We start from the raw sequence: 13,837 nt of genomic DNA on the forward strand, positions 1-13,837 counted from the left end.
AAACCCTTCCGCCGGATGACCAAGGGTTCCAGGGCCAGGCTAATCCGCCCTGGGTGAGTCGGGACCTAAGGCGAGGCCGAGAGGCGTAGTCGATGGACAACGGGTTGATATTCCCGTACCCGCGAAGGAGCGCCCGTGATGAACCTTGCTGTGCTAACCACCTGAACTTGCTGATGTCTTCGGATTGATGTGGGGGAGGCTGGGAACCTGGTGGGTAGTAGTCAAGCGATGGGGTGACGCAGGAAGGTAGCTGAGCCCGGCCGGTGGTTGTGCCGGGGTAAGCGTGTAGGCCGACATGTAGGCAAATCCGCATGTCATGGGGCTGAGACGTGATGCCGAGCCGATTCAGGTGAAGTCAGTGATCCTATGCTGCCGAGAAAAGCCTCTAGCGAGTTCTGAGCGGCCCGTACCCCAAACCGACACAGGTGGTCAGGTAGAGAATACCGAGGCGATCGGGCGAACTGTGGTTAAGGAACTCGGCAAATTGCCCCCGTAACTTAGGGAGAAGGGGGGCCGGAGACGTGAAGCCCCGTGCGGGTGGAGCGTTGTATGGCCGCAGAGAGCAGGGGGAAGCGACTGTTTACTAAAAACACAGGTCCATGCGAAGAAGTAATTCGATGTATATGGACTGACGCCTGCCCGGTGCTGGAACGTTAAGGGGACCTGTTAGCCCGTAAGGGCGAGGCGGAGAACTTAAGCGCCAGTAAACGGCGGTGGTAACTATAACCATCCTAAGGTAGCGAAATTCCTTGTCGGGTAAGTTCCGACCTGCACGAATGGCGTAACGACTTCCCCACTGTCTCAACCACAGGCCCGGCGAAATTGCAGTACGAGTAAAGATGCTCGTTACGCGCGGCAGGACGGAAAGACCCCGGGACCTTTACTATAGCTTGACATTGGTATCTGAATGGGCTTGTGTAGGATAGGTGGGAGCCGGTGAAACCTGTACGCCAGTATGGGTGGAGGCAATCTTGAAATACCACTCTGGTTGATTTGGGTATCTAACTTCGGACCGTTATCCGGTTCAGGGACAGTGTCTGGTGGGTAGTTTAACTGGGGCGGTTGCCTCCTAAAGGGTAACGGAGGCGCCCAAAGGTTCCCTCAGCCTGGTTGGCAATCAGGTGTTGAGTGCAAGTACACAAGGGAGCTTGACTGTGAGACTGACAGGTCGAGCAGGGACGAAAGTCGGGACTAGTGATCCGGCACTTGCGTGTGGAAGCGGTGTCGCTCAACGGATAAAAGGTACCCCGGGGATAACAGGCTGATCTTCCCCAAGAGTCCATATCGACGGGATGGTTTGGCACCTCGATGTCGGCTCGTCGCATCCTGGGGCTGTAGCAGGTCCCAAGGGTTGGGCTGTTCGCCCATTAAAGCGGTACGCGAGCTGGGTTTAGAACGTCGTGAGACAGTTCGGTCCCTATCCGCCGTGCGCGTAGGATACTTGAGAAGGGCTGTCCCTAGTACGAGAGGACCGGGACGGACGAACCTCTGGTGTGCCAGTTGTCCCGCCAGGGGCACGGCTGGTTAGCTACGTTCGGAAGGGATAACCGCTGAAAGCATCTAAGCGGGAAGCCTGCTTCAAGATGAGGTATCCCACCCCACGTTGTGGGGGTAAGGCCCCCAGCTAGACGACTGGGTTGATAGGCCGGAAATGTAAGCTCGGTAACGGGTTCAGTTGACCGGTACTAATAGGCCGAGGACTTGACTACGAAGCTGCTACGCGTCCACTGTGCAACTCTGAACAAATGATCGGCAACCCCCCACGGTGTGGGTGTGTGTGTTGTTTGATATGTTCATAAGGTTACGGCGGTCATGGCGGAGGGGAAACGCCCGGTTACATTCCGAACCCGGAAGCTAAGCCCTCCAGCGCCGATGGTACTGCACTCGGGAGGGTGTGGGAGAGTAGGACACCGCCGGACACACTTCATGGTCGAGGCCCATCCCTTTTTGCAGGGGGTGGGCCTCGACCGTATTCTTTTTCGTGCTCTGATCCGTCCCCGGGCATCCCGCAGCGACAGGGCAACTCCGCAGTAGTCGACCAGGGGGCCGTTTTTGCCCATCTCGTCGGTAAGCCTCGGCCCAGATCGTTCGTCCTGGAAAAACGGGACCTACCGCATACCCCACTCGTGGCGGGGTTCATCCATTTTTGCGACTCCGGTCCGTCGTCATTCTGACAGTTGTGACTTATTCGGCTCTCATTTGGGAAAATGTCATGAGTGGAAGAACTGACGAGCCGGAAACAGTTGTCGTCGGGGGCGGACCGATCATCAGAACCGGAATCCGACTCATGTTCACCGACTATTCGGGTGGTGGTGGTGGGGCCGCCAGGTCTGTTGCGTACCGCGTTGGCGGCGGTCCTGGCCGCCACTCCCGGCTTCGAGTTGGCCGGGGAGAGTGACCCAGGCCGTCATCTCGCCGATGGTGTGATCACCGGGCGTCCGCACGTGGTTCTGGTCGACCTGGACGCGATCGACGACCCCGCCGCCCTGACCGCACAGTTGCACGCGCGGCTACCGGAATGCGCGGTGGTGGTGCTCACCTCCCGACGGACCGCCCGGGTATTGCGCCGGGCGCTCGGTGCGCGGGTGCGCGGAATCATCGCCAAGGATGTGCCGCCCCAGGAATTGCTTGACCAGCTACGACTGGTCGCCGAGGGGCAACGGGCGATCGATCCGGTGATCGCGCTGGCCGCGCTCGACGCAGCGGTCAACCCGTTGAACGAGCGGGAGCGGGAGGTCACCGCCGCCGCGGCTCGTGGGCTGTCGACAAAGGAGATCGCCGGCCAGCTGCACCTGGCACCCGGCACGGTCCGTAACCATCTGTCCGTCGTGCTCCGCAAGACCGGTGCCCGTAACCGGTGGGAGGCTGTCCAGCGGGCGCAGGACGCAGGCTGGATCTGAATACCGGTGGGAAGGGGTGTCGGACCCGTTACGAAGTCAATAAGATTCCCAACCGTGCGTCATCGAACGCACACATTTCGTCAACACGGGGTTTATGTCGGGAGTCGCTTATGGTTCGCACGCTGCTTGCTCTCCAGGGCGGGTTGCTCCGAGGTGCGCTCGCGCAGGTGCTCTCCGCCGAACACGACATCGAGATCGTGGGCGAGGTGGACAGTCCACGCCGTCTGCGGGCGGCTGTCCAGGCCGAACGTCCCGACGTCGCCGTGGTCGAGTTCGACATGCTGACCGTGGCGGAACTGGTCCGCCTGGCCACCGCCGATCCTGCGGCCAGGTCCGCCCCGGGCGCCCGGGGCGAGCCCGGCACCGGCCCGGCGGTCCCCGCCGCCCGGAAGGCGCCTGATACCGATCCGACCAGCCCGGCCGCCGGCACCGGCCCGACCACCACGGCGGCGACCGCGGATACCGACGTCGGCCCGCCGTCCCGGCGTACCGGCCCACCCGTGGGGGCGCTGCTGGTCCTGGTGGAGCAGCGACGGGCCGGTCGGCTCGGACCGCTGCTCGCCGAGCACGGACACCGGATCGGCTTCCTCAGCCGGGAGGTGCCGCCCGCTCGGATCGTCGACGGGGTCCGTCAGCTCGCGGAGGGACGGGTCGTCCTCGACCCCGACCTGGTGGTCGCCGCCCTGGAGGTCGCTGACAGCCCGTTGACCAACCGGGAACGGGAGGTCCTCGACGTGGTCGCCGAGGGGCATCCGGTCCAGGAGATCGCCGAGCGGTTGGTGCTGTCCGCCGGCACGGTCCGTAACCACCTCTCGCGGATCATGGCCAAGACTGGGGCGCGGACCCGCTGGGAAGCGGTGCGGATCGCCCGTGAGGCGGGTTGGTTGTGACCGCCTCCGTCAGCTCCGTCCCCTGCTCGCCGTAGCCGACCAGAGCGCGATAGGCCGGAGACCGGGCAAGCAGTCCCTGGTGGGTGTCCAGCAGAGCGGCACTCCCGTCGAGCAGCAGGACCCGCCGGGCGCGCAGTGCCGAGCTGACCCGGTGGGCGATCACCACGAGGGTGCCGGGCCGGGTGGCGAAGGCACCCTCCAGCCGGGCCTCGGTCGCCGGGTCGAGATGACACGTCGCCTCGTCGAGGATGACCAGGGCGGCGGGGGAGAGCCAGGCCCGTAGGAGTGCCAGCTGCTGGCGCTCCCCGGCGGACAGGTCGGCCGGACGCAGCAGCGCGTCGTAACCACCGAGGCGGGCGATCAGGCCGGTGAGGCCCAGCCGGGCCGCCGCCCGGTCCATCGTGTCGTCCGGCAGGCCGGGGACCAGATAGTCGATGTTCTCCCGGAGCGTGCCGGTGAAGACGTACGCCTCCTGCGGGATGAGCACCCGTCGGTCGGCCAGCTCGCGCGGGGTGGCCCCGGCCACCGGCGATCCGCCGACGTGGACCGTGCCGGACTGCGGGTGCAGCACGCCGGCGACCAGGCCCGCCAGCGTCGACTTGCCGATCCCGCTGGCCCCCACGATCACCAGATGGTCTCCGGCGGGCACCTCGAGGTCGAGGTGGTCGAGCACCGGATCGGCGTGCGGACCGTACCGGAAGGTGACCGCGCGCAACGACAACGCCGATCCGGCCCGCGGTACTGCAGGCTGTGCCGGCGACCCGGTCGTCGCGCAGTCGGCGGGGCCACCGGCAGCGGCGGTCGGCCCGCAGCCGGTGGCGGCGGTCGACGGCCCGGGGTCGGCGGTGGCGGCGGACGATGCGGTGGCGGTCGGCGACCCGGCGGTCTGCAGGAGCCGGTCGAGGGTGACGGCGAACCGCAGACCACCGGCGGCGACCCCCTGGACCAGGCTGTGCAGGGCCGGCTGCACCCCCCGCGTCACGTAGACCAGGGCGCCGAGCACGGCACCCGGCCCCAGCCCCTGGCGGACCAGCCACGGCGTGGCCAGCAGCAGCGCCGGCACCGGCAGCCACCCGCCCAGCGCGAGGGTCAGGCCACGGGTCGCGGCCATGGTCGCCAGTCGTCGCTCCACCCGGGCCTGCGCGTCGACGGACGCTCCGACCCAGCCGGTCACCCGGTCCCGCGCGCCGCTCGCGGAGACGTCCCGGTGACCGGTCACCGCGGTCACCACGGCCCGGCCGAGCCGCTCGTCGGAGAGCACGTACTCCCGTTGCCGGGCCACCATCACCGGCAGCGCCACCGCGAACAGGCCGAGGCCGGCCAGCACCGGCACCGCCACCACCAGGGCCACCGGCGTGGCCAGCGAGAGCAGGCCGAGCACGGCGGCACCGAAGGCGAACAGGAAACCGCGCACCACCATCAGCAACCCGGCGTAGGTGTCCCGGACCAGCTCCACCTGGTGGGTCAGCCGGGCCACCGCCGCGTCGTCGGCCCGACCGCCGGCCGCGCCGGCCACCGCGCCGCGAACCACCCGGCGCAGCAGGTCGTCGCGGAACGGTTCCACCACGTCGCCGAGCAGGGCGTACGACCGGTGGGTGCCGACCGCGCCGACCAGCACCGCGAGCCCGAGCAGCGCCAGCCAGGCCAGCCCGACGCCCGGTCGACCGGCCAGGAAGCCGCTGTCGACGGCGTGTGCGGTGAGCAGCCCGGACAGGGCCGCCGGCAGCACCTCGGCGGCCGACCAGCCGGCCAGCCGCCACAGCTGCGCCCGCCGGTCCCGCAGCGCGGCGCGGGTCACGCCGGTCACCGTGCTCACGACCGGAACACCTCCCGGTAGTCGGGGTCGGCCCAGAGCACCGGGTGCGGGCCGACCGCGCGGATCCGCCCGTCGGCGACCCACGCCACCAGGTCGGCGCGGGCGGCCATGCCGAGCCGGTGGCTGACCACCACCCGGGTACGCCGGTCACCGGGACCGGTCAACGCCCGGGTGACCTGGTACTCGGTGGCGGTGTCCAGGCTGGACGTGGCGTCGTCGAGGATCAGCAACCGGCCGGCGCGCAGCGCGCGGGCCAGCCCGAGCCGCTGCCGTTCACCGCCGGACATGGCGACCTCGGCCAGTGGGGTGTCGTACCGGTCGGGCAGCCGTTCGACGAAGTCGTGGATGGCGGCGGCCCTGGCCAGCGGCACCGGATCCGCGCCCACCCCGACGGCGGCGCCCACCGTGTCGCCGACCAGCACCGGCCGTTCGAATCCGTAACCCACCGCGGTGTGCAGGTCGGCCGGGCTCAGCTCCGGCAGCGGCACCCCGTCCAGGAGCACGGTGCCGTCGTCCGGGTCGCGCAGCCGGCCGGCCACGGCGGCGAGCAGCGACTTGCCCGCCCCCGACGCGCCCACGACGACCAGCAGGGTGCCACCGGGCACCCGCAGGTCCACCCGGTCGAGCAGGGGCCGGCCGTCGGCGTCGCGCACGGTCACCCCGCGGAGTTCCAGGGTGCCCGGTCCGGGTGGCAGGGGACGGCTGCCGTACGGCCGGGCGGGTTCGGCGAGCACGTCGGCGGCCCGGCGGCAGCCGGCGCGGACCCGGACGGCGGTGTTCAGGGCGGCGACCACGGTGCCGAGGCCGGCACCGAGGGCGGCGTACTGGATGGCGGCCAGGAGTTCCCCGGGCGTCAACCGGCCGGCGGTGAGCGAGAGCCCGCCGACGGCCACGATCGCGACCTGGAGCAGCGGGTTGAGCACCGCACCCCGGGTCGCCGCCCCGGCGAGCACCGTCCAGGTCCGCGCACCGTGCCGGTGCAGCGCGGCGAGGGGGGTCAGCACCCGGTCGACCTCCCGGTCGCCGGTGCCGGCGGCGGCGATGGTGCGCGCCCCGGCCAGCGTCTCCACCAGCCGACCGGCGAGATCACCCTGGGCCTGCTGGTAGCCGGCGACGGCGGCGGAGGCGTCGGCGACGAAGCCGCGCAGCAGCAGAGCGAGCAGCAGCAACCCCAGCACGAAGGTGCCGCCGAGCCACGGGTCGATCAGGGTGAGCGCCACCAGGCTGCCCACCGGCGGCAGCACCACGGTGGCGGCCGTCACGACCGTCGGTGCGGCCTGTCCGGCGTCGGCGACCTGCCCGACCACCCGGCCGGCCAGGTCGCCCACCGGGCGGCGGGCGGCGGTGCGCGGGTCGAGGGCGAACAGGTGCCGGACCAGGGTGTGCCGCAGGTGGGCCACCGACCGGGCGGTGGCCGCGCCGGTGCCGTAGTCGCGGAGCACGCCGGCGACGACCAGGAGGGCGATCAGTCCGGCCACGGCGGTCAGCCAGCGGCCGGGGGAGGCCTGGGGTGCGGTGCCGACGGCGGCGTCCACCGCCCGCCCCAGGACCGCCGGCAGGGCCAGCTCGGCCGCCGTGGCGGCCACGGTGGCCACGGTCAGCGTCGGGGTCCACCAGCCGGCGGCGCGGACGGCGCGCAGCAGGAGCCGGTCAGCCGGCGTCATCACACTCCCTCCCACGCCGCGCGGCCCCGGACCGGCAGGTGCCGGTCCGGGGCCATGCGATACCGGTCGATCAGTTGCAGGTGGTGACGCTCAGCGAGCTGTCGCCGCAGAGCAGCAGGCTGGCCTGGCTGCCGCCGCCGGTGCGCTCGGTGGCCGGGAGTTCCATCGCCTGGAGGTCGAGCAGAGCCATGGTCTTACCTCTTTCGGTAGGAAGGACGTTCCTGGTGGTTCACCTCGGTCGGGTCGTCGGTCGACGACCGCGACTCAGTTGCAGGTGGTGACGCTCAGCGAGCTGTCGCCGCAGAGCAGCAGGCTGGCCTGGCTGCCGCCGCCGGTGCGCTCGGTGGCCGGGAGTTCCATCGCCTGGAGGTCGAGCAGAGCCATGGTCTTACCTCTTTCTGTCGATGTGGAGTCCTGTTTACGGAGGTGCCTGATGGTGAGGTCGGTCGGCCGTCGGGTCGACGACCGTCACCTCAGTTGCAGGTCGTGACGCTCAGCGAGCTGTCGCCGCAGAGCAGCAGACTCGCCTGGCTCCCACCGCCGGTACGTCCGGCGGCCGGCAGCTCCATCCCCTGAAGGTCGAGCAGGGCCATGTCTTTCCTCCTTCCGTTGCTCGTCGGGTCGGGTGGACCCCGGGGTGACCCCCGGGGAGCGGGTGGGCCGTCAGTCGGCCGGGGTGGTGCCGTCGTGCCGGCGGGTCAGCAGCGGCAGCCGGACCGGATCGGTGGGCCGGGTGGCGGCCACCCCGGCCAGCACGCCGGCCGTGCCGGTAGCCAGGTCCATGGAGAGCCGCAGCAGTTGGTCGCCGGGGAAGGCGGTGCCACCGGCGTACGGCAGGGCGTGCCAGCCGAGCAGTCGCGCCTGGGTCCGGGCCGCCTCGTGTTCGCCCCGACCGGCCAGATAGGCCACGATGCCGGCGCGGCCGGCGAACAGACCGGACTGGGCGTAGAACGGGAAGTCGGCGCAGCGGCGGATCGCCGCGGCCTGCTCGCGGAGGGTCTCGTCGGGCCGGTGGCGCAGGTACTGGTCGAGCACCAGTCCCACCCCGACGCTGCCCTCGGCGAGGTACGGCATCGTCCGCCAGCCCTCGTTGACCTCCAGGTGCCCCTCGTCGCGACGGACACACCGGCGCAGGTCCTGGCGCAGTGCGGTGGCCGCGTGGTCGAGCAGCCGCTCGTCGGGTTCCCGCTCGTGCCGGCGCAGCAGCAGCAGGGCCGCCCCGGCGCCGCCGCGCATCAGTCCCGCGTACGGGTGCCGGCCGCCGCTGATCTCACCCACCGAGTCGACGTCGCCGAGTCGTTCGACGACCAGGTCGACGGCCCGCCGGGCGGCGGTGGCGTAGCGGGACTCGCCGGTCACCGCGGCGAAGTGGTCCAGGTTCAGACCGACGCCGGCCAGGCCGCCCATCAGGTCGTTGCCGAGGTCGGTCCAGGGCTCGTCGAGACATCGGTCGAGCAGCCGGCGGGCCTTGTCGCGGCGTCCGAGCAGGTCCAGCACGTACGCCACCCCGTGCAGCCCGTCGAAGAAGCCGAGCCGGCTGCCGGAGGCGGGTTCCCGGACCCGGTCGACGAGCCAGTCGACGTGCCGGGGGTCGACGGGTGCGCCGGCGGCGTGCAGCGCCCAGAGCACCCCGGCCGCGCCGTGGGCGAGGTTCAGCCCGCCGTCGGTGCCGCTGAACTGCCGGATGTCGCCGGGGAAGAGCCGGTCGTCGCGGTGCGGCGTGGCGCTGGCGGTGATCGCCCGGACCAGCCGGTCACGCAGACCGGGCCAGTCGTCCGGGTCGACCCGGACCACGTCGGGGCTCAGCGGAGTCGCCGCGGCGGAGCGCGGTGCCGGGCCGCTCCCGGTGCTGGTCGGCGCCGTCGTGGCGGCGGTGGCGGGCGGCGCGTCCGGCGGGTCGCCGACGATCACCGCGACCGTCTGGTCGAGCACCGCCCGGTCGACCGGGAAGTTCTCGGCCACCAGGTCGGCCAGGTGCGCCGCCTTCTCCGGGGCCAGCCGCAGCATCGCGGTCAGCGGTAGGAACAGGGCCAGGCGCAGGCAGGCCAGGGCGTACCGGTCGACGGCGAAACCGACCCGGTCGCGGGGCGCGGCGAACGCCTGGTTGCGCAGGGCCGGTCGGCCCGCCTCGGCGGCCGGCGCGGCGACCTCGAAGTCGATCAGGGTGACCGCGCCGTCGTCGCCGACCATGATGTTGAACATGTGCAGGTCGCCGTAGACGATGCCGTGCGCGTGGATGGCCTCGACGGCCTCGGCGACCTGCCGGTGGACGTCCAGCGCCCAGCGGGTGTACTCGGCCCGGTCGGCGTCGGGGTGCACCAGCGGGTAGCGCTGCACGACGACCTTGTTGAGCGGGTCGCCCTCGACGTAGGCCAGGGCGAGGAACTCGTGGCCGCCGAAGCTGAACTCGTCGTGCACCCGGACCAGGTGCGGCACGTCGGCGAGCTGGCGCAGCACGGTGGCCTCCCGCCGCAGCCGGGTCACCGCGTCCGCCCCGGTGGCGTCGAGACCGGCGTACGGGCGGGCCTCCTTCAACACGACCCGGTCCCCGGTGCGGGTGTCCTGGGCCTGGTAGAGACCGCCGCCGTTGGAGAAGTGGATGACCTTCTCGATCCGGTAGGGCAGCTCGGTGGTGCTGGCGGCGTTGCGGGCGGCCAGGTGCGGGGCGAGGAAGTCCGGCAGGGTGACCCAGTCGGGCAGGTGGAACACCGGGTCGCGACGGTCGGGCACCAGGGTGCCGGTGGCATCGGCGATGGCCGGTACCACCTGGCCCTCGGCCGACAGGCAGTAGCGGGCGGCGAAGCCTCCGTAGCGCAGGTAGACCGGCCCGTCGCCGTAGCGCAGGTCGCTCAGGATGTACGGCCCCTGCTCGCCGTGCAGCAGCGCCGCCAGTTCCTTGGCGGCCAGCTCCAGCTCGGCGTCGTCCCGCGGGTAGATGGTGACGAACTTGCCGCTGCCGCCCCGGCGGGCGTACTTGCTGTTGCGCATCAGCAGCATCCGGGGACCACGCAGGTGCTTGAACGGGATGCCGCGCGGCTGGCAGTAGTCCATCACCCGGGTCAGCACCCGCTCGGCGTTGTCCAGCCGGGCCGACACGTGGATCTTCCAACCCTGGGCCGGCAGGGTGCCGCCGACCGGGGCGTGGATCATCCAGTCGTCCTTGACCTCGGACTCCCAGCCTGCCGGCTGCGGGCGGTCCGCGGCGTAACCGATGCCGGCGGCGGTGGCGCTCGCGCTGGACAACGAGTCGTAGAAGAGCGGGTCGACCGCGCAGTACGAGTCGTACCGTTCGTCCATCTCGGTGCCTCCCATCGCCTGATCGGTTCGGGTCGTCCCCTGTTCGGTTCGGGTCAATCCTGCAATCGGGGGAGGGTGGGGCACAGTGTGATGCGTCATCGACCCACGGTGAGATTCCGGCCGGAAACTCGTGACAATAGCGGAGTTTGAAATCGTGAATACGGCATCACCTGCGGGTTCGCGCATCGACATCGCCCAGCCTGCGGGCACGATCGGGTGCCGGGTGCCGGGTGCCGGGTGCCGGGTGCCGGGTGCGAGGTGCCGGGTGCGGGATGCCCGGCGGAAGGGGGCGGCCCGCGCACGGCGGACCGCCGGCCGGCAGGGTCCGGTCAGGACCCCGCCGGCCGGCGGGAAGAGGCGGTGCGGTTACCGGTCGCCGGTGGCGGCGGTGTAAGGGCGGCGGGCCAGGCCGGAGTGCACCATCGTGGTGAGGGTGACGATGTCGTAGACCGGCACCCCGAGGCGGGCCTGCACCAGGTGCGCGAACGGCACCAGGTCGGTGCACTCGATGACCACCGCGCCCAGGTCCGGCCCGGCCAGCGAGGCCGCCCGCTCCAGCACCTCGGCGGCCAACCGGTCCACGTCCAGGGCGTCGCGTCGGCCCTCCAGCATCACCTCGCGGAACTCCGGAGCGTCGGCCATCCCGGCCACCCGGATCGGCACGTCCTGCGCCCCGATCGCGGCCAGGTGCCGGGGGGTCAGCGCCGCCGCGTCGGCGGTCAGCACGCCGACCGTCCGGCCGGCACCGAGCATCCGGTGCACCATCGGCAGCTGGAGCAGGCTCGACGAGTGCAGCGGCACGTCCACGGCGGCGGCCAGCTCGGCCTGGAACAGCACCAGGAAGCCGCACGCCCCGGTGATCGCGGCCACCCCGGCGGCCTGGAGGTCCCGGGCGGCGGTGACGAACGGTTCCAGCAGGGTCGGATCGGCCTCGCGGACCAGCCGCTGCGGGGTGGCCCCCTCGACGACCCGGTAGACCACCGGGAAGTCGAAGGTGGCCGGGTTACGGATGTGCCCCGGGATCTTGTCGAAGCTGGTCTGGAGGCAGAGCACCCCGACCGCCGGGGTGCTCACCGGTGCCCCCGCCGGTGCCGGTCCACCGCGAACGTCGCCAGTGGCACGTCCGGAGGTGCACCGGTGACGAGCTGGGCGAGCAGCCGCCCACCGGCCGGGGCGAGCCCCATTCCGATGTGCCCGTGCCCGGTGGCGACGCTGACGTTGTGGTAAGACCCGAGCCGGCCGATCAACGGCAGGCTGTCCGGGGTGCACGGGCGCAGCCCGGTCCACACCCGCACCTGACCGCCGGTGTCCATTCCCGGCAGGTACGACCGTACGGTCCGCAGGATCCCCGCCACCCGGCGCGGGGACACCGTGGTGTCCAGCCCGGTCAGCTCCAGGGTGCCGGCGAGCCGGACCCGGTCACCCAACGGCATGACCGCCACCTTCCCCTCGCTGAGCAGCACCGGCAGTGTCGGGGTCGCCGGTCCGGAGTCGACGGTCACCGCGTACCCCTTGGCGGGTTGCAGCGGCAGGCCGACGCCGAGCTGGCGGGCGCAGGCCGCCGACCACACCCCGGCGGCGAGTACCACCTCACCGGGACGCAGGTCACCGCGGCTGGTGCGCACGGCGCGGACCTGCCGGCCGACGGTGTGGAAGCCCCGTACCTCGGTGTCGGTGAGGATCTCCACCCCCGCGGCGCGCAACAGCCGGGCGAACGCCACCAGGAACGTCGGGATGCGCAGGGCCGCCCCCTCCTCGTTGAGCAGCGCCCCGGCGACGGCGAACTCCACCCCCGGCGTCAGCCGGGCCAGCTCCGCCGGGTCCAGGACCCGCAGCGGCACCCCCCGGGCCACCGCCGCCGGCACCGTCGCCCGCGCCTGCGCGTACCCCTCGGGGGTCTTGCAGGCCAGCACCAGGCCGCGGGCGGTGAGGGTGTCGGCCAGCTCGTCGCGGGCGCAGACCTCCCGCAGGATGGCCAGGCTGCGTTGCTTGAGGTCGAGCAGCACCTCGAAGCCGGCCCGGGCCTGCCGCTCGGTGCAGTGCCGGCGGAAGTGCCAGAGCCAGGTCAGCAGCTCCCGATCGAGCCGGGGCCGGACGTGGAACGGGCTCTCCGGGTCGAGCAGCCAGCGCAGCCCCTTGGCGGGCACGCCGGGCTCGGCCAGCGGCGCGGCGCCCTGGGTGCCGACGAAGCCGGTGTTCCCCGACGAGCAGGCGGCCGGGTCACCCACCTCGCCCCGGTCCACCACGGTCACGGTCAGCCCGGCCCGCCGCAGGAACCAGGCGCAGAACAGTCCGGCCACGCCCGCGCCGACGACCAGCACGTCGGGATCGCCGCGCCCGGGTGCGTCACCCGGCGCGGGCGCCGTCGCCACGTCGTCCCCCGACTACAGGGTGACGACGAAGAAGCAGGTGGGCAGGTTGACCACGACCCGCTCCCAGATCTCGGCGCAGAGCGCCCGACCCGGCTCGGCGAAGGTCCCCGGCGGCGGCTCGGCGAACCTGATCGTCGACCGGCCGGCGTCGAACAGCACCGCGCCGTGCCCGAAGTCGCCGACGATCGCGGTGCCCGGATCGACCAGCCGGGTCCGGACGATGAAGACGCCGTTGTCCTCCACGTCGCGCAGCAGGTGGCCCTCGCCGAGCAGCCGGTAGTAGTCGGCCGGGTTGATGATCAGCCCGTCGGCGGTGCTGCCCATCTGCTCCACCTCGTTGCAGGCGGCCAGGATGGTCGAGGCGAACGGCGCGGGGTCGGTGAGCCGGCCGAGCTGCGGCATGTTCAGCAGCCCGCCCTCGCCACGCAGGATGGTGTGGTTCTCGGCGGTGGCCAGCCGTACCACCAGGCGGTAGTCGATGAACTGGGCGAAACCGACCGGGTCGTGCCACAGCTCGTCGGGCACCTGCACCCAGGCCCGGGTGGTCAGCAGCTCCGGGATGGGGGAGCGGTGGAAGTGGTTGGCGGCCTCCCGGCGCAGGTCCGCGCCGTCCACGGTGGGGTCGCCGGGGCGCGGGGGGCTCTCGTGCCAGTAGAACTCCTGCGGTTCCCGGGACAGGTCCACCACCTTGAGCATGTTCCGTGACGGGTAGCGGGGCTTGCGCCGGGAACTGGTCAGCGAGTCGGTGATGGTGACGTCGTAGCCGACGGCGGTGTCGAATCCGTCCCGACCGAACGCCTCGACGAACATGCCACCGGGCGACATCTGGGTCCGACGTTCGGCGACGACCTCGGCGATGGTCCGCTTGACGGTGTCGGTGCGCTGCATGACTTCCCCT

Annotated in this window: 11 protein-coding genes and 2 rRNA genes (1 of these 13 only partly in view); 4 read left to right on the forward strand and 9 right to left on the reverse strand. The window is 71.3% G+C overall.

The genetic code is table 11. The features are described 5' to 3' along the window. The 4 genes from O7612_RS14810 to O7612_RS14825 form a co-directional block, all read left to right on the forward strand. Window positions 1-1,709 (forward strand): 23S ribosomal RNA (locus O7612_RS14810); it begins 1,401 nt to the left of the window's first position. 93 nt (window positions 1,710-1,802) lie between these two features. Beyond that, window positions 1,803-1,919: ribosomal RNA gene (rrf, locus tag O7612_RS14815) — 5S ribosomal RNA — on the forward strand. Between the two features lie 297 nt (window positions 1,920-2,216). Continuing rightward, window positions 2,217-2,900: a response regulator transcription factor gene (locus tag O7612_RS14820; RefSeq protein ID WP_282265001.1), complete on the forward strand. Its 684-nt coding sequence runs from the start codon at window positions 2,217-2,219 to the stop codon at window positions 2,898-2,900. A gap of 110 nt (window positions 2,901-3,010) precedes the next feature. Continuing rightward, complete coding sequence (locus O7612_RS14825; RefSeq protein ID WP_282265002.1) at window positions 3,011-3,790, forward strand: response regulator transcription factor; 780 nt, start codon at window positions 3,011-3,013, stop codon at window positions 3,788-3,790. On the opposite strand, the gene O7612_RS14830 is transcribed toward O7612_RS14825, so the two are convergent. From O7612_RS14830 to O7612_RS14870, 9 genes are all read right to left on the reverse strand, one after another. Next, window positions 3,720-5,606 (reverse strand): ABC transporter ATP-binding protein, encoded by a 1,887-nt coding sequence (locus O7612_RS14830; protein ID WP_282265003.1) that lies wholly within the window; start codon window positions 5,604-5,606, stop codon window positions 3,720-3,722. The genes O7612_RS14825 and O7612_RS14830 overlap by 71 nt on opposite strands. After that, a complete protein-coding gene (locus O7612_RS14835) occupies window positions 5,603-7,270 on the reverse strand; it encodes an ABC transporter ATP-binding protein (RefSeq protein ID WP_282265004.1) in 1,668 nt (555 codons plus the stop codon). Before O7612_RS14835 ends, O7612_RS14830 begins: the two co-directional genes overlap by 4 nt. A gap of 70 nt (window positions 7,271-7,340) precedes the next feature. Continuing rightward, window positions 7,341-7,460, reverse strand: coding sequence for a SapB/AmfS family lanthipeptide (locus tag O7612_RS14840; protein WP_067312693.1), 120 nt, complete (start codon window positions 7,458-7,460; stop codon window positions 7,341-7,343). Between the two features lie 74 nt (window positions 7,461-7,534). Then, window positions 7,535-7,654, reverse strand: a complete 120-nt coding sequence (locus tag O7612_RS14845; RefSeq protein WP_067312693.1) for a SapB/AmfS family lanthipeptide — start codon at window positions 7,652-7,654, stop codon at window positions 7,535-7,537. 89 nt (window positions 7,655-7,743) lie between these two features. Then, complete coding sequence (locus O7612_RS14850; protein ID WP_067312695.1) at window positions 7,744-7,863, reverse strand: SapB/AmfS family lanthipeptide; 120 nt, start codon at window positions 7,861-7,863, stop codon at window positions 7,744-7,746. A 70-nt stretch (window positions 7,864-7,933) separates the two neighbouring features. Next, entirely contained in the window at window positions 7,934-10,567 is a 2,634-nt protein-coding gene (gene lanKC, locus O7612_RS14855; protein ID WP_282265005.1) for a class III lanthionine synthetase LanKC, read from the reverse strand. Window positions 10,568-10,933: 366 nt separating this feature from the next. Continuing rightward, window positions 10,934-11,641 carry an aspartate/glutamate racemase family protein gene (locus O7612_RS14860; RefSeq protein WP_282265006.1) on the reverse strand — a complete coding sequence of 236 codons (708 nt, stop codon included), beginning with the start codon at window positions 11,639-11,641 and terminating at the stop codon, window positions 10,934-10,936. Further along, window positions 11,638-12,939, reverse strand: a complete 1,302-nt coding sequence (locus O7612_RS14865) for an FAD-dependent oxidoreductase (RefSeq protein WP_282265007.1) — start codon at window positions 12,937-12,939, stop codon at window positions 11,638-11,640. Before O7612_RS14865 ends, O7612_RS14860 begins: the two co-directional genes overlap by 4 nt. Window positions 12,940-12,951: 12 nt before the next feature. Further along, window positions 12,952-13,827, reverse strand: coding sequence for a family 3 encapsulin nanocompartment shell protein (locus O7612_RS14870; RefSeq protein ID WP_282265008.1), 876 nt, complete (start codon window positions 13,825-13,827; stop codon window positions 12,952-12,954). Window positions 13,828-13,837: the final 10 nt, after the last annotated feature.

Source organism: Micromonospora sp. WMMD987 (assembly GCF_029581435.1).
In the GTDB taxonomy this organism is placed as follows: domain Bacteria; phylum Actinomycetota; class Actinomycetes; order Mycobacteriales; family Micromonosporaceae; genus Micromonospora; species Micromonospora rifamycinica.